General features: G+C 65.4%; 16 protein-coding genes and 1 pseudogene. 11 read left to right on the forward strand and 6 right to left on the reverse strand.

Translation table 11 applies throughout. The annotated features are described in order from the left end of the window. The first annotated feature begins 10 nt into the window (after positions 1–10). From otnK to pcaF, 5 genes are all read left to right on the forward strand, one after another. Positions 11–1,324, forward strand: a complete 1,314-nt coding sequence (gene otnK, locus OKW45_RS03685) for a 3-oxo-tetronate kinase (protein ID WP_429466031.1) — start codon at positions 11–13, stop codon at positions 1,322–1,324. Next, a complete protein-coding gene (otnC, locus tag OKW45_RS03690; RefSeq protein WP_429466033.1) occupies positions 1,321–1,983 on the forward strand; it encodes a 3-oxo-tetronate 4-phosphate decarboxylase in 663 nt (220 codons plus the stop codon). The genes otnK and otnC overlap by 4 nt, the downstream gene beginning before the upstream one ends. A 61-nt stretch (positions 1,984–2,044) precedes the next feature. Further along, the gene (otnI, locus tag OKW45_RS03695; RefSeq protein WP_429466035.1) at positions 2,045–2,845 is read left to right on the forward strand and encodes a 2-oxo-tetronate isomerase; all 801 of its coding nucleotides are present in this window, start codon (positions 2,045–2,047) and stop codon (positions 2,843–2,845) included. Positions 2,846–2,878: 33 nt separating this feature from the next. Continuing rightward, positions 2,879–3,859 (forward strand): D-erythronate dehydrogenase, encoded by a 981-nt coding sequence (denD, locus tag OKW45_RS03700; protein ID WP_018424817.1) that lies wholly within the window; start codon positions 2,879–2,881, stop codon positions 3,857–3,859. A gap of 364 nt (positions 3,860–4,223) precedes the next feature. Next, positions 4,224–5,426 carry a 3-oxoadipyl-CoA thiolase gene (pcaF, locus tag OKW45_RS03705; RefSeq protein ID WP_184008040.1) on the forward strand — a complete coding sequence of 401 codons (1,203 nt, stop codon included), beginning with the start codon at positions 4,224–4,226 and terminating at the stop codon, positions 5,424–5,426. Positions 5,427–5,551: 125 nt separating this feature from the next. Here the strand turns inward: pcaF and dmeF are convergent, their stop codons facing one another. Together dmeF and OKW45_RS03715 are read right to left on the reverse strand one after the other, a co-directional pair. Then, complete coding sequence (gene dmeF, locus OKW45_RS03710) at positions 5,552–6,478, reverse strand: CDF family Co(II)/Ni(II) efflux transporter DmeF (RefSeq protein WP_018424819.1); 927 nt, start codon at positions 6,476–6,478, stop codon at positions 5,552–5,554. Between the two features lie 7 nt (positions 6,479–6,485). Further along, on the reverse strand, positions 6,486–6,833 hold the full coding sequence (locus OKW45_RS03715) for a metal/formaldehyde-sensitive transcriptional repressor (protein ID WP_429466037.1): 348 nt from the start codon (positions 6,831–6,833) through the stop codon (positions 6,486–6,488). Between the two features lie 169 nt (positions 6,834–7,002). Between OKW45_RS03715 and OKW45_RS03720 the strand changes: the two genes are divergently transcribed. The 3 genes from OKW45_RS03720 (at position 7,003) to OKW45_RS03730 (ending at position 9,226) form a co-directional block, all read left to right on the forward strand. Further along, complete coding sequence (locus OKW45_RS03720) at positions 7,003–7,581, forward strand: hypothetical protein (protein WP_429466039.1); 579 nt, start codon at positions 7,003–7,005, stop codon at positions 7,579–7,581. A gap of 272 nt (positions 7,582–7,853) precedes the next feature. After that, positions 7,854–8,801, forward strand: a complete 948-nt coding sequence (locus OKW45_RS03725) for a hypothetical protein (protein ID WP_429469232.1) — start codon at positions 7,854–7,856, stop codon at positions 8,799–8,801. Positions 8,802–8,971: 170 nt separating this feature from the next. Continuing rightward, the gene (locus OKW45_RS03730) at positions 8,972–9,226 is read left to right on the forward strand and encodes a hypothetical protein (protein WP_429466041.1); all 255 of its coding nucleotides are present in this window, start codon (positions 8,972–8,974) and stop codon (positions 9,224–9,226) included. Here the strand turns inward: OKW45_RS03730 and OKW45_RS03735 are convergent. Next, positions 9,225–9,478, reverse strand: a pseudogene (locus OKW45_RS03735) (transposase domain-containing protein); the annotation flags it as partial. The gene OKW45_RS03730 and the pseudogene OKW45_RS03735 overlap by 2 nt on opposite strands. A gap of 33 nt (positions 9,479–9,511) precedes the next feature. After that, positions 9,512–10,720, reverse strand: a complete 1,209-nt coding sequence (locus tag OKW45_RS03740) for a sensor histidine kinase (RefSeq protein ID WP_429466043.1) — start codon at positions 10,718–10,720, stop codon at positions 9,512–9,514. Positions 10,721–10,831: 111 nt separating this feature from the next. On the opposite strand from OKW45_RS03740, the gene OKW45_RS03745 reads away from it, so the two are divergent. Next, positions 10,832–11,296, forward strand: a complete 465-nt coding sequence (locus tag OKW45_RS03745) for a response regulator (protein ID WP_429466045.1) — start codon at positions 10,832–10,834, stop codon at positions 11,294–11,296. 39 nt (positions 11,297–11,335) lie between these two features. On the opposite strand, the gene OKW45_RS03750 is transcribed toward OKW45_RS03745, so the two are convergent. After that, positions 11,336–12,262 (reverse strand): LysR family transcriptional regulator, encoded by a 927-nt coding sequence (locus tag OKW45_RS03750; protein ID WP_018424827.1) that lies wholly within the window; start codon positions 12,260–12,262, stop codon positions 11,336–11,338. Positions 12,263–12,369: 107 nt separating this feature from the next. Here OKW45_RS03750 and OKW45_RS03755 point away from each other — a divergent pair, with 107 nt between their 5' ends. Further along, positions 12,370–13,245 carry an aldo/keto reductase family oxidoreductase gene (locus tag OKW45_RS03755; protein ID WP_429466047.1) on the forward strand — a complete coding sequence of 292 codons (876 nt, stop codon included), beginning with the start codon at positions 12,370–12,372 and terminating at the stop codon, positions 13,243–13,245. Here OKW45_RS03755 and OKW45_RS03760 read toward each other — a convergent pair whose 3' ends face one another. Then, positions 13,246–14,154 carry a LysR family transcriptional regulator gene (locus OKW45_RS03760; protein WP_429466049.1) on the reverse strand — a complete coding sequence of 303 codons (909 nt, stop codon included), beginning with the start codon at positions 14,152–14,154 and terminating at the stop codon, positions 13,246–13,248. Between the two features lie 70 nt (positions 14,155–14,224). Between OKW45_RS03760 and OKW45_RS03765 the strand changes: the two genes are divergently transcribed. After that, a complete protein-coding gene (locus tag OKW45_RS03765; protein ID WP_018424830.1) occupies positions 14,225–15,049 on the forward strand; it encodes an NAD(P)H-dependent oxidoreductase in 825 nt (274 codons plus the stop codon). The last annotated feature ends 72 nt before the right edge of the window (positions 15,050–15,121 follow it).

The following is a 15,121-nucleotide window of genomic DNA, read 5'->3' on the forward strand; positions in this document are numbered from 1 at the left end:
GGGACAGGTCATGACGGCTCAAACGAAACCCGCGCTGCTCGGCTGCATCGCCGACGACTTCACCGGCGCCACCGATCTCGCCAACATGCTCGTGCGCGGTGGCATGCGCACGGTGCAGACGATCGGCGTGCCCACCTCCGACGCAGCGCTCGGCGCCGACGCGCTCGTCGTCGCGCTGAAGTCGCGCACGATCCCGGCCGCCGACGCGGTCGCGCAATCGCTGGCCGCGCTCGCCTGGCTGCGCGCGCAAGGGTGCCGGCAATTCTTCTTCAAGTACTGCTCGACCTTCGATTCGACCGATGCGGGCAACATCGGCCCGGTGACCGATGCGTTGCTGAATGCGCTGTCTGCCGAGCTCGGTGAGCGCGCGTCGTTCACGATCGCGTGTCCCGCGTTTCCCGAGAACGGCCGCACGATTTTTCGCGGCCATCTGTTCGTCGGCGATGCGCTGCTGAACGAGTCGGGCATGGAAAACCATCCGCTGACCCCCATGCGCGACGCGAACCTCGTGCGCGTGCTGCGGCGGCAAACTCAATCGAAGGTCGGGCTCGTGCGTTACGACCAGCTCGCGCTAGGCGATGCGGCCCTGCGTGCCGCATTCGCAGCGTTGCGCGCCGACGGCGTGCGCATCGCGATTGCCGATGCGGTGTCCGACGCCGATCTGCACACGCTCGGCGCGGCCTGCGCGGATCTCGCGCTGATCACCGGCGGCTCCGGTGTCGCGCTTGGTTTACCCGCCAACTTCCGGCGCGCGGGTCTGCTCGGCGAGCAAACCCATGCCGCGCAATTGCCGCGCATAGAAGGTTTGTCGGCGGTGCTCGCGGGCAGTGCGTCGACGGCGACCAACGCGCAGGTCGCTGCCTGGTGCGCGACACGGCCGGCATTCCGCATCGATCCGCTCGCGGCGGCGCGCGGCGAGGACGTCGTCGGCGAGGCGCTCGCGTTCGCACAACAGCGCTTCGTGCACGCGGAAGCGGTGCTGGTCTATGCGACTGCATCGCCCGACGAAGTGCAGGCCGTGCAGCGCGAACTCGGCGTCAACGAGGCTGGGCATCTGGTCGAGAAGACGTTGGCGGCGATTGCGCGCGGTCTGCGCGAACGGGGTGTGCGCAAGTTCGTCGTCGCGGGCGGCGAGACTTCGGGCGCCGTCGTGCAGGCGCTCGACGTGCGCATGCTGCGCATCGGCGCGCAGATCGATCCGGGCGTGCCGGCCACGGCGACGACCGAAGCGGAACCGCTCGCACTCGCGCTGAAATCCGGCAATTTCGGCACCACCGACTTCTTCGACAAGGCGCTGCGCCATCTCGACGGAGCCGCGCAATGAGCGATGCACCGGCACTTCACACCTCCACCGAAGCGCGCGTGCGCGAGGAAATCTGCGCGGTCGGCGCGAGCCTGTATCAACGCGGCTATACGGTCGGCAGCGCCGGCAACATCAGCGCGCGGCTCGACGATGGCTGGCTGATCACCCCGACCGACGCGTGCCTCGGCCGCCTCGATCCCGCCGACATCGCGAAGGTCGATGCAAACGGCCACGCGGTGTCGGGCGGCAAACCGTCGAAAACGCTGACGCTGCATCGCGGTATCTATGCGCGCAACGGCGAGGCGCGCGGCATCGTCCATACCCATTCGACGCATCTGGTCGCATTGACGCTCGCGGGCGTATGGAGCGAAGCGGACGTGTTGCCGCCGATCACACCGTACTACGTGATGAAAGTGGGCCACGTACCGCTGATTCGCTACCAACGCCCAGGCGATCCGCAAGTGGCCGCGCAGATCGCCGAGTTGGCCGATCGGGTGCGCGCGGTGTTGCTCGAACGTCTGGGGCCGGTAGTGTGGGAGCGCTCGGTCGCGCACGCGTCGTATGCGCTCGAAGAACTCGAGGAGACCGCGCGCCTGTGGCTGATGACGAATCCGCGGCCCGCGCCGCTCGACGCCGCCGCGATCGAAGAACTCCGTGCCGCGTTCGGCGCGCGCTGGTAGCAGCGCGCATTGCCGATGAACGCCGCGCACCGTATCGCACTGTCTTGAAGGAGTTGCCGCCATGCCTCGCTTCGCCGCCAATCTGTCGATGATGTACAACGAGCACGCGTTCCTCGATCGCTTCGCCGCCGCCGCGCGCGACGGCTTCAACGCGATCGAATTCCTGTTTCCCTACGAGTTCCGCCCGGGCGAGCTGAAGGCGCGGCTCGACGCGCATGGCCTCACGCAGGCGCTGTTCAATGCGCCACCCGGCGACTGGAGCGGCGGCGAGCGCGGCCTTGCGTCGTTGCCGGGCCGTGAGGACGAATTCCGCCGCGGCATCGACACGGCACTCGAGTACGCGCGCGTGCTCGGCAATCGCAAGCTGCATGTGATGGCGGGGTTGATCGCTGGCGATCAAGCGGGCGGAACGCAGCGCAAAACACAACGCGACGTGTATCTGAACAACCTCGCCTATGCCGCGCGGGCCGCGCAAGCCGAACAGATCACGGTCGTCATCGAGCCGATCAATACGCGCGACATGCCCGGCTATTTCCTCAATCGACAGGACGACGCGCAAGCGATCTGCGCCGAAGTCGGCGCGCCGAATCTGAAGGTGCAGTTCGATTGCTATCACTGCCAGATCGTCGAGGGCGATCTGGCGATGAAGCTCAAACGCGATATGGCTGGCATCGGTCACATCCAGGTTGCGGGAGTGCCCGAGCGGCACGAGCCCGACATCGGCGAGCTGAACTACCCGTACCTGTTCGATCTGATCGATGCGCTCGGCTACGACGGCTACATCGGCTGCGAGTACCGGCCGCGCGCGGGGACCTCGGCGGGGCTTGGCTGGCTGAAGCCTTATCTCGATGCGGGGCGTTGACTCTTTCCGACAACCACTGACGCACACGTAACCATGAAAGTACTGATCACCGGCGGTGCCGGTTTTCTCGGCCAGCGTCTCGCGCGCGAGCTGCTTGCGCGCGGCGCACTGAAAGATGCGCACGGCGCACCGCAAGCGATTACCGGGCTCGTGTTGCTCGACGTCGTGCGCGCACACGATTTCGGCGATGCGCGCGTGCGCACCGAAGTCGGCGATATCGCGGAGCGCAGTGTGCTCGAACGCGTGATCGACGATCAAACCTCGGCGATCTTTCACCTCGCTGCGATCGTCAGCGGCCAGGCCGAGGCGGACTTCGATCTCGGCATGCGCATCAATCTCGATGCGTCGCGGCTGCTGCTCGAAATCTGCCGCCAGCGCGGGCACCAACCGCGCGTCGTGTTCACCAGTTCGGTCGCGGTCTACGGTGGCGATCTGCCTGCAGTCGTGCAGGACGACACCGCGCTGAATCCGCAGTCGTCGTACGGCGCGCAGAAGGCGATCGCGGAGCTGCTGCTCAACGATTATTCGCGGCGCGGTTTCGTCGACGGCCGCGTGCTGCGACTGCCGACCATCAGCGTGCGGCCGGGGCGGCCGAATGCGGCGGCGTCGTCGTTCGCGAGCGGCATCGTCCGCGAGCCGCTCAATGGCGAGGAGGCCGTGTGTCCGGTCGCCGGTTCGACGCGGCTGTGGTTGCTGTCGCCGCGCAAGGCGATCGAGAGTCTCATCGCCGGCCTCGAACTCGATGGCGCCGCGCTTGGCAAGCAACGCGCGCTGAACCTGCCGGGCTTGTCGGTCAGCGTCGACGAGATGATCGCGGCACTGCGCGAGGTCGCGGGCGAGGCGGTCGCGAGCCGCATTGTGCGGCAGCCCGACGAGCGCATCGAGAAGATCGTCGGGAGCTGGCCCGGCGCATGGGATACGTCGCGCGCCGAACGGCTCGGGCTCGCGACCGATCGCAGTTTCGCGGACGTGATTCGCGGCTACATCGCCGATGAAGGAATCGAAGTTCGCTGAAGATCACCCCCTCCGCGTATTCCCTGGTGTCGCTTCGCACGGCTGCGGCCGTGCTTGACATGCTTTCGCGCCCCCGCCTATTATCGAGCCTGTTTTGTTCGATATATGACCGTGTGTTCGTATATAGAACACAAGGCAGGACGAGGAAGAGGCGACAACCGTATCGGTCGTCAATCCCAAGCCCATCGTTCACGATCTTGCGCTAAGCTGCTCCGACGTGACGGCCGCCGCGACGCCGCCGTTTTGCAGCCTCCCGCCCGCGGCCGTTGGCCCCCGGGCCGATGCCTCGGCGCATCGACCCGGCGTCATCGGTGCAAGGCCGGCCGAGGCGCAGCGCACGCAGCATCCTAACTGGAGACATCCCATGACCGAAGCATTCCTGTGCGACGCGATTCGCACCCCCATTGGCCGCTATGCGGGTTCGCTATCGTCGGTGCGCGCCGACGACCTGGGCGCGGTGCCGCTCAAGGCGCTGATGGAGCGCAACAAGAACGTCGACTGGACCGCGATCGACGACGTCATCTACGGCTGCGCCAACCAGGCCGGTGACGACAACCGCAACGTCGCGCGCATGTCGCTGCTGCTCGCGGGTCTGCCGAAGGACGTGCCGGGCTCGACGGTCAACCGTCTGTGCGGCTCGGGCATGGATGCGGTCGGCATCGCCGCGCGCGCGATCAAGTCGGGCGAGGCCGCGCTGATGATTGCCGGCGGCGTCGAAAGCATGAGCCGCGCGCCGTTCGTGATGCCCAAGGCGACCAGCGCGTTCTCGCGTCAGAACGAGGTCTACGACACGACGATCGGCTGGCGTTTCGTGAACCCGCTGATGAAGAAGCTGTACGGCGTCGACTCGATGCCGGAAACCGGCGAAAACGTCGCGACCGACTACAACATCAGCCGCGCCGACCAGGACGCATTCGCGCTGCGCAGCCAGCAGAAGGCGGCGCGAGCGCAACGCGACGGCACGCTCGCGCAGGAGATCGTCGGCGTGACGATCGCGCAGAAGAAGGGCGATCCGATCACGGTCATGCAGGACGAGCATCCGCGCGAAACGAGCCTCGAAACGCTCGCGAAGCTGAAGGGCGTCGTGCGTCCGGACGGCACGGTTACGGCCGGTAACGCATCCGGCGTGAACGACGGCGCGGCGGCGTTATTGCTTGCCAATGAAGAGACCGCGAAGCGTTTCGGCCTTACGCCGCGCGCCCGCGTGCTCGGTGTGGCCACCGCCGGCGTCGAGCCGCGCGTGATGGGCATCGGCCCGGCACCCGCCACGCAGAAGCTGCTCGCGCGTCTGGGCATGAAGATCGACCAGTTCGACGTGATCGAACTGAACGAAGCGTTCGCCTCGCAAGGTATCGCGGTGCTGCGCGCCCTCGGCGTCGCCGACGACGATCCCCGCGTGAACCCGAACGGCGGCGCGATTGCGCTCGGCCACCCGCTCGGCATGAGCGGCGCGCGTCTGGTGACGACCGCGACGTATCAGCTGCAACGCACGCAGGGCCGCTTCGCGCTGTGCACGATGTGTATCGGCGTCGGCCAAGGCATCGCGATCGCGATCGAGCGCGTGTGATGCGTGAGCTGGTTTAGCGCGAGCTTCGGTCTCCGCGCAAGCTGAATAGTGAGAAGCAGAAGGGCCGGCGTCGAGACACGCCGGCCCTTTGTTTTGATCGCGCCTTGTTGCGTCGGGCGCAGGCGTTATGACGCCGCTTCGACGGTCAGATGCATGACCTCATGCACCGGCGCGAGCCGCGCGCGGATCGTCTCGGCCGTAACGCCGCCATGCGTGCGTACACTGACGATCGCCGCTCGCGCCTCCGGGCCGATCTGCCAGACGTGCAGGTCGGCGATCTCGGCGTCGCCGTGCGAATCCAGGATTTCGCGGATTTCGCCGGCCACGTGCTCGTCGGTTTTGTCGAGCAGCACGCCGGCCGTGTCGCGCATCAGCGTCCATGCCCAGCGCGCGATGACGATCGATCCGACGATGCCCATCAGCGGGTCCAGCCAGACCCACCCGAGATAGCGGCCGGCCAGCAGGGCCACGATCGCCAGCACCGAGGTCAGCGCATCGGCGAGCACGTGCACGTAGGCGGAGCGCAGGTTGTTGTCGGACCCATGCGCATGGCCGTGATGATGGTGATGATGGTCGTGATCGTGATGCCCATGGTGCGCATGGCCGCCCGACAACAGCAGCGCGCTGACGATGTTCACGACCAGCCCGATCGCCGCAATCGCCGCGGCCTGCCCGAACGCGACACCGGTGGGATGAACGAGCCGGACCGCCGATTCGATGCCGATGCCAAGCGCCACCAGCGCGAGAATCAACGCCGAAGCGAAGCCTGCAAGCTCGCCCACTTTTCCCGTTCCGAAACTGAACGCGCGGTTTGCCGAGTTGCGTCTCGCGAACGAATACGCGAGCGCGGCAATCCCGAGCGCGCCGGCATGCGTCGCCATGTGGAAGCCATCGGCGAGCAGCGCCATCGAGCCGGTCACGTAACCGGCCGCGATTTCGCCGATCATCATGACAACGGTGAGCGCGACGACGGAGCGGGTCCGGCGCGCTTTTTCGTCGTGCGAGCTGCCGAGAAACGAGTGCTCGTGTTTGCGGATCTGATTTTCAGTCATACGGAACTTACTTCGAATAGCGGCGGATTGCGCCGATCAATGCATCAACTCCTTTCTTGCGCTGGCTGGCCGTCAGGTCCGGATGCGCGACATGCTCGCGCGCGTGCGCCTCGACGATCTCGTCGAGCAGGCCGTTCATTGCGCCGCGGGTCGCGGCCACCAGGTGCAAGACTTTCTCGCAATCGGCGTCCGACTCCAGTGAACGCTCGATAGCCTGAACCTGGCCCGCGATGCGACGAACGCGCTTCAATAAGCCGTCTTTGTGTGTGCTCAGATGTGCCATACATATACCCCCTATAGGTATATAGGATAGCACGGTACTGAGATGGCGTTTCTGATGGCTGTCGGCGGCCATGCCGATGCGTACGTCGGCAAATCGTTCGCGTCATACTGTTGGCCGTGTTGTCCTGTAGGCGCAGAGTTCATGACGCCGGGCACGAATGCTGCGTAGCACGAAGCGATTGCGCTCGACGCGCATGACCGACCGTCAAGCCGTATCGATACCTTGCACGAGGAGAACGCGGATGAAAACAGCGACGATTGCTGCAGCATTGGTCATCGCGGTGGTGGCCGCGGCCCCGCCGGCGCGAGCGCAGGACGACATGGCGAGCACCGCGAAAGCGATGCTCGGCGCGACGCAGCCGGTGCATATGACGGCGGAGATCGTCGCCATCGATGCGGGCAACCGCTCGCTGACATTGAAGGGCCCGCATGGCGACGTCGCGATCGTGCTCGTCAGCCAGCAGGTCGCCGGTTTCGATCAGCTGAAGATCGGCGATCGCGTCGACGTGCTGTACAAGAATGCGTTGCTCACCAAGGTCGACAAGGCAAGCAGCGCGGGCAAGGGGATTCGCGAGCGGGTCGACCGGCGGAGCTATGCGCCGGCGTCGGGTGGGTACGAGTCGGCGCGGCAGACCGAGGTGCTCGCGACCGTGCTGAAGATCGATCGCAAGCAGCGCCTCGTGACGCTGCGCGGCGCGTATCAGACCCAGACCTTCGAAGCCGCGCCCGATGTCGATCTGAGCGACGTGAAGGTCGGCGACACCGTGCATGCGGCGTTCGTGTCGGCCGCCGCGGTGCAGGTGACGCCGGTCGGGCAGTGAGCGGCTGGGGCCGCAGTCCATTCCGGCGGCCGCATCTGTTTCGCAATCTATGTCGAAATATGTCGCGGCTCCCGCCGAATGCCCGCAAAGCCTTGCCTGGCGAGCCCGCGTCGCGGCGAAACAGCGCGACATATCTTCCGTGATGATTTCCGCGGTGTGTCCTTCTATAGTCCGTTCGTCGCCACGCGGCAGTGACGCAAGTGGCCTGAATCCAGCAAGGACATACCGTGAAAAATCGTTCATTCGCAGGTTCCGACAGGGTCTGCGCCAGCATGGCGCGAGGCGCGCTGCGCAAGGTGGTGCTCGGCGCGGCCGCCGCCGTGCTCACGCTCGGCAGCGCATCGGCGTTCGCGTGGTCGGGTCACGGCACCGCGTACACGTCGCGCGGCGTCTATAACGGTGCGCACTACGGCTCGTGCGGCGGCGGTAGCTGCTCGCATGCGGGCAGCGTGGCCGGTCCCTATGGCGGCGTCGCGAGCAACACTGGCACGGTCACGCGCACGGCGCCTGGCCAGTTCTCGAACTCGGGTACCGCGACGGGCCGCTACGGCAACTCGGTGCAGCACTCGGGCGACACCAACTGCGCGGGCGGCTCCTGCTCGCATAGCGGCACGCTGACCGGTCCCGACGGCAAAACGGCGACAACGTCCGGCGACGTGACGCGCACCGCGCCGGGCCAGTATTCGTCGTCGGGCTCGATCACCGGATCGAACGGCAATACGGTCAATCATTCTGCGTCGACGAATTGCGCGGGTTCGACCTGCGCGCGCTCGGGCACGGTGACGGGTCCGGACAACAACAACGTCTATCACTCAGGCACTGCGACGCGGGTCGCGCCCGGCGTCGTGACGACTTCGACGAGCGTGACCGGCACGCAAGGCCACACGGTGACGTCGAGCGGTACGGTGGTAACAGGCGGCGTGGTGGTCGCGGGCGGGACCACGACGGCGACGGGTACGACCGTGGTCGTTGCGCCGAAGCCGGTGGTGGTCGCGCCGCCTCCGCCGGTCGTCGTGCCGGCTCCGGTCGTGTACGTGCCGCCGCCGGTCGTGGTGACGCCTCCGCCGGCCTATGTTCCGCCGCCGGTGGTGGTCGTGGCGCCGCCCTCGCCGCCGGCCGTCTACGTCGCGCCGCGTCCCGTGTATGTCGCGCCGCGGGCTGCGGTCTGGGTGCCGGGCCATTGGGTCGGGCGGGTGTGGGTGCCAGCGCATTGGGCGTGACGATGAGCGCGGCGATGAGAGTCAGAACCTGCGTAGAATCGTGGCGCTCACGTCGCGCCGCGCGGTGCGACGCGATGTGCGAAATGGCGGGCTCGTGTCCACCATCTACTGAGGCGGAGCGTCACTCGCGAGCGCAAAGGGCTGCGCGGGGCGCGCTCCGCAAAACGGTCGTGCTCGCGACGATCGTCGTGGCGACGTTGCTGGCGGTCAACGCAGTCATCGACGCCAGCGACGCCAACGACGACCTTCGCGCGAACCCCGCCGCCGGCGCGGCGAGCGACTGTTCCGCGCGCTACGCCGCGTTGCTCGATCTGGCCGAACTCGCGCGGCGTGACGGCAAATCGTCCGAGGTGGTCGTGCGTGGCTTGAGCCAGCAGAACGGGGCAATGAGCGAGTGCATAACTGCAGGTCGGGTCAGGCCTTGATGGCACTCTTACTCACAAACGACGCATCGGCCACAGGTAACGCAAAATCCAGTTCATCGACGACCTCGCTGATTGACTGGTTGACTGGTGTGGGTACAGCGCGAGCGGGATCACCAGCCATACGACCTGTTGCGCGGGAAGTCGAGGCCGACGCACGCTGGCACTTCCACTAGCCTGCACTGCAGACTCGATCCATTCGTACGGCACTCGCGGAAGATGGTCCGTACAGCCTCGATCTGCTCGGGGAAGCAGGCAGTGTGCAGATGGATCATGCGACGGGTCGGGTCATTGAACGCGCAGCGGAAACCGGATCTCGAACGTGGTCCCCACGCCCTCGCGCGACGCAAACTCGATCTGCCCATCGAGCACGCGGCATACCTCCCTGACGATCGCGAGCCCGAGCCCCGTGCCCGGAATCTCGTCGCAAGCCGCGCGCTCGAACTCATCGAATACGCGCTCCGCGTCGGCGGGCGCAATGCCGACGCCGGTGTCGGAGACGCGAATCGCCCAGTGTTCGGCGCCATGCATGGCGAACCGGATTTCGACTTGCCCCGACTTCGTGTACTTGATCGCGTTGGTCAACAGATTGACCGCGATCTGCTTGAGCTTCAGCCGGTTCGACGTGACGACCGGCAGCGCCGCGTCGAACGCGCTGCGCAACGCAAGCCCTTTCGCCTCGATCGACGGTCGCGTCGACGCGACGAGTTCGTCGAAGAGTTCGCGCAAATCGACGTCTTCGAGCACGAGCGGCGCAGAGTCTCCGAGCACGACCGAGTACTCGACCATCTGGTCGACCAGTTGCTTCATGTCGGCGGTCTGACGGTTCGCGAGTGTCAATGCGGTATCGGCTTTCGACGGCGCTCGCTCGATCAGTTGCAGCGCGACCGAAAACGCGTTGAGGAAATTGCGCAGATCGTGCACGACGCTGCGCGTGATCTGCATCCGCGATTCATTTAGGTCGCCGACCAGCCGTTGCTCGAGCGTCAATTCGTGATTCGCGCGTTCGAGCCGTCCCGTGTATTCGTCGATCTTGCAATCGCGCTCGGCGACCACTTCCTTGATCGACTCATACCTGACCACGCTGAATGCTTCGGCGATCAGGCGGCGCGCGCGGCTCTCGTGACGGCGCGTGCACGTCCGGTCGCGTTCGACGAACTCTTCGAGCGCTTCGAAGAGCACCTGCTCAAAGAGGTCCAGTTCGCGCACCAGTTCTTCGCTCCGGTAGCCCTGCTGCCAACGCACCTTGCCGTGCTTCTTCGCGTCGCGTTCGATCGACGTTTCGACGCGCTCGAGATCTTCTGCATCGAGCGCCCGGCACAGCTCGTCGAGAATATCCGGCAGATGGTCGGCCAGTTGCCGATAAGTGAGCTTGCCCGCTTCGACGAGATCGGCGTCGGCGGAGACGGCATGCATCCATTGCCGCGTCAGCCCGCCCCGTTCCGCGCGGATGAAGTTGGCGAAGTTGCGCAGCGGGCTCACGCGTCTGTCGGTCATGATGGATACCGGAATGGAGTTTCTACAACATACAACGCGCGAACGGTTCGAACGCCTCGATTTGCGCGGGAACCGCAAACCTGTTTCGCTGCCGATCGGCCAGTCCACCCGATGTGCGCCGGCAACCCGCGTCATTATCCGCGCAATTGCCGTTCGTGGAACACCTCTTGCGAGACTTTGATCAGACGAGAAGGCAAATTTTGTCCGCAGAACATGATGTATTCGATATTGCTGGTCGACGACGAACCGGAAATTCTAGCCGCATGGCGGCTGATTCTGGAGAGCGAAGGGTATGAGGTGAGGTGTGCGAGCAACGGCGCCGAAGCACTCGCTTGTGTCGTCGCTCACGTTCCCGACCTGATTGTTACGGACTGGATGATGCCGGTCATGGACGGCGCGGAGTTGTGCCGCCGTTTGAAATCGATGCCGCGATCTGTCAACGTACCGATTTTGCTCCATACCGCGGTGCCGCCTTCGAACAGCGATGCGAAGTACTGCAGCGCATGTCTGCTGAAGCCGATCGGCGCGGATCTCTTTCTGACCACGATCGCGCAGCTCTGCGCGCCACGGTGCTGATATGGCACGCATTGCCGCGTTCACCGTCGTGTGATGACGTCAACGCCGTGCCACGTCATCGACCCGGACGCTTGCTGAGTCGGCTTTCAGAAAATCGACGAAGGCTCGCAGCGGCGCGGGCACATGACGATGGCCCGGATAGTAAAGAAAAGGCCCTGAAAAGCGCTGCCACCACGGTTCGAGAATCGCTTCGAGCGCGCCGCTGTCGAGATGCGGGCGCAGCATGTCTTCGAACAGGTGAATGATGCCGAGGCCCGCGACCGCGCCGCTGACCGCGAGGTCGATCGCGGCGCCGGGCCGCACCAGCAGCGGTCCTGTCGGATTCAATTGCAGCAGCTCGCCGTCGCGCTCGAAGTACCAGGTCGGCATCGCGCCGCTGGCGAATTGCCCGCGCAGGCAGGCATGCGCGAGCAATTCGCCGGGATGGTGCGGACGGCCGTGCGCGTCGAGATACGCGGGCGACGCGGCGGTCGCGAAGCGCTGCACGCGCGCGCCGATCGGCACCGCGATCATGTCCTGCTCGAGGCGTTCATCGTAGCGAATGCCCGCATCGCAACCGATCGACAGCACATCGACGAAACCATCCTCGACCACCACTTCGACGCGAATATCCGGGTACTGCTTCAGAAAGCGCGCAAGCACGTCGGGCAGCACGATGCGCGCGACGCTCGACGGCACGTTGAGCTTCAATGTGCCGGTCGGCTTGTCGCGAAAGCCGTTCAGCACGTCGAGCGCCGCTTCCATTTCGCCGAACAGCGGCGTCAGCTTCTCGATCAGACGCAGCCCGGCTTCGGTCGGCGCGACGCTGCGCGTGGTGCGGTTCAGGAGCCGCAGCCCGAGTTTCGTTTCGAGGCGCCGCACCGCGACGCTCAGACTCGACGCCGACACGCCGCTCACGCGCGCCGCGTCGCGAAAGCCGCCGGCGCGGGCGACGGAAACGAAGGCGGCCAGATCGTTCAGTTCCATGACGATTGATTGTGCAGAATTTTGAACAACCCGTACACGTTAGACGGCTTTATTCAACAACGCAATTCCGGCGATACTGCCCCTCACCACTTCACAAGGAGATCGTCATGCCGAACTTCAGCTCCATCGACACTTTCGCAGTAGCCGGCCGCCCGGTGCGGCGCATGGGCTATGGCGCGATGCAGCTGGCCGGCCCCGGCGTGTTCGGGCCACCGAAAGACCGCGACGCGGCGCTCGCGGTACTGCGTGAGGCGGTCGCGTCGGGCGTCGACCACATCGATACCAGCGATTTTTACGGGCCGCACGTGACCAATCAGTTGATCCGCGAGGCGCTCCACCCGTATCCACGCGATCTGACGATCGTGACGAAGGTGGGCGCGGTGCGCGACGGCACCGGCGCCTGGCTGCCGGCGCAGGAGCCCGCCGACCTCGAGCGCGCGGTGCATGACAATCTGCGCAACCTCGGGCTCGACACGCTCGACGTGGTCAACATGCGCGTGATGGGCAACGTGCACGAGCCGAGCGCGGGCTCAATCGAAAAGCAGGTCACGGCGCTTGCCGAGCTGCAGCAGCGCGGGCTCGTGCGTCATGTCGGCCTGAGCAACGTGACGGCCGCGCAGATTGCCGAGGCGCAGCGCATCACGAAGGTCGTGTGTGTGCAGAACCACTACAACCTCGTGCATCGCGACGACGATGCATTGATCGATGCGCTCGCGGAGCAGGGCATCGCCTACGTGCCGTTTTTCCCGCTGGGTGGCTTCACGCCGATTCAATCGTCCGGGCTGTCGGAGCTTGCGCGCAAGCTCGAGGCGATGCCGATGCAGGTCGCGCTTGCCTGGCTATTGCATCGGGCACCTAACATTCTGCTGATTCCGGGCACGTCTTCGGTGACTCATCTGCGTGAAAACTTGGAGTCGGCGCAGTTGAAGCTCAACGACGAGGCGCTCGATCGACTGGATGCGCTCGGCGCTGAAAAGGGCTGATTACACCGATGCCGCGATGAATTCCCGCAACCATTGATGCGCGGGATCGCGATGCACCCGCTCGTGCCATAGCATCGCCATCTCGTAGCCCGGCACCTCGACGGGCGGTTCGACCATCCGCAGCGCGTCCGTGCCGCGCACGAGACGCGCGGGCAGCATCCCCACGAGATCCGTGCTCGCGAGCACCGACTGCATGAACAGAAAGTGCGGCACCGACAGCACGACCTTGCGCGCGAGTCCCACCTTCGCGAGCGTCTCGTCGGTGACGCCGAAAAAGCCGCCGCCATCGGGCGACACGATCACGTGTTCGAGCTTGCAGAACTGCGCGAGGGTGGGCCGGCGCTTCAGCTTCGGATGACCCGCGCGGCCGACCAGCACGTAGCGCTCGGCAAACAGCACGCGACGGCGCAAGCCTTCGGGCGCGCCTTCGCTCGTATGAAAGCCGATATCGATATCGCCCTGTTCGGCCTGGCGAGCGAGCCGCGGCGGCACCGCCTCGACGATCGCGAGACGCGTGCCGGGCGCCACCGCGCGCAAGCCCGCGAGCATCGGCAGGATGATCGTCGACTCCGCGTAGTCGGTTGCGGCGATGCGCCAGGTTTGCGTCGCCGCGGCCGGATCGAATGGACTGGTTGGCGCGACCGCGCGCTGCAGTGCGTCGAGCGCTTCGCGCAACGGCTCGCGCAGTGCCTGCGCTTTCGCGGTGGGCCGCATGCCGCGCGGTCCCGGCAACAGCAGCGGATCGCCGAATACGTCGCGCAGTTTCGCCAGATGCACGCTGACCGACGGCTGAGAGAAGTTCAGCCGTTCAGCGGCGCGGGTCACGTTGTGCTCTTCGAGCAGCACATCGAGCGTGACCAGCAGGTTCAGGTCGAGTCTTCTGAGATTAGCCACGGCAATACCTGACATATTGGGAATTCATTTCCAATATACCTCGGCGATGCCTATCGTGACTGTTTTCAGCCACGAAAGTCCCATCATGAACGTTCTCATCATCTATGCGCACCCCGAACCGAAATCGTTGAACGGTTCGCTGAAGGACTTCACTGTCCGCCATCTCGAACGCGCCGGCCATACGGTGCAGGTGTCCGATCTGTACGCGATGAACTGGAAAGCGTCGCTAGACGCGCACGACACCAGCAAGCGTCACAGCGGCGAGCGTTTCTTCGCGTCGCTAGAATCGAAGCATGCGTTCGAGAACGGCTTGCAGAGCGAGGATATCGCGCGTGAGCAGGACAAGCTGAAGTGGGCCGATGCGGTGATCCTGCAGTTTCCGCTGTGGTGGTTCTCGATGCCGGCGATCATGAAGGGCTGGGTGGAACGTGTCTATGCGTACGGTCTCGCGTATGGCGTCGGCGAGCATTCCGATGCGCGCTGGGGCGAGCGTTATGGCGAGGGCCGTTTCGCGGGCAAGCGCGCGATGCTGATCGTCACGGCGGGCGGCTGGGAGTCGCACTACAGCGCACGCGGCATCAACGGTCCGATCGACGACGTGCTGTTCCCGATCCAGCACGGTGTGCTGTATTACCCCGGCTTCGAGGTATTGCCGCCGTTCGTCGTCTATCGCACGAGCCGCGTCGACGAGGCGAAGTATGCCGCGGTCAGCGAGGCGCTCGGGCGACGGCTCGACACGCTGTGGACGGCCGCGCCGATCGCGTTCCTGCCGCAGAACGGCGGCGCGTATGAGATTCCGGCGCTCACATTGCGGGACGATCTGGCGCCGGGGCGGGTGGGGTTTGCCGCGCACGTCGAAGATGCGGGCGCAGAGACGGCAACTGAAGCCGATGAGGCGACCGAAGCCTGACTGGATCGTATGTTTCGCTGAAATTTGGTTGTAAGTCGCCATTGCTACAGTCGTCGACGGACATAGGCCGAG

Source organism: Paraburkholderia lebeckiae, from assembly GCF_050436225.1.
Lineage (GTDB): Bacteria > Pseudomonadota > Gammaproteobacteria > Burkholderiales > Burkholderiaceae > Paraburkholderia > Paraburkholderia tuberum.